This is a genomic window from Pseudomonas sp. RA_35y_Pfl2_P32, from assembly GCF_963970735.1.
Lineage (GTDB): Bacteria > Pseudomonadota > Gammaproteobacteria > Pseudomonadales > Pseudomonadaceae > Aquipseudomonas.
Genome location: NZ_CAXAQF010000328.1, coordinates 1 through 453, shown reverse-complemented (window position 1 = coordinate 453; position 453 = coordinate 1). Strand labels below are relative to the sequence as shown.

Below are 453 nucleotides of genomic sequence, written 5' to 3'. Positions count from 1 at the left end.
TGGAGGACGTGATCTTCTCGCTCGACTCCTTCAAGAAGCACCACCCGATGTACTCGGCCTATTACAGACACGTTGTGCGGGCCGAGAAGGTGGGCGAGCGCGAGCTCAGGTTCGTGTTCGACGCGCCGGGCAATCGTGAACTGCCGCAGATCGTCGGCCAGCTCACGGTGCTGCCGAAGCACTGGTGGGAGGGCACCGACGCACAGGGCCGCAAGCGCGATGTGTCCGCCACCACCCTCGAAGTCCCGCTGGGATCGGGGCCCTACAAGGTCAAGGAGTTCGTCGCCGGACGCTCGATCGCGCTGGAGCGCGTGAAGGACTATTGGGGGCGCGACCTCGCCGCCAATGTCGGCCGCAACAATTTCGACGAGCTGCGCTACGAATATTTCCGCGACGCGACGGTGGCGATCGAGGCCTTCAAGGCCGATCAGGTCGACTGGCGCACCGAGAACA

1 protein-coding gene is annotated in these 453 nt (G+C 64.2%); it reads left to right on the top strand.

Features of this window, described 5'->3' with window-relative positions; translation table 11 throughout:
* Window positions 1-453, top strand: a 453-nt coding sequence (locus AACY45_RS28530; protein WP_339548811.1) for an ABC transporter substrate-binding protein, incomplete at both ends; no start/stop codon positions are given.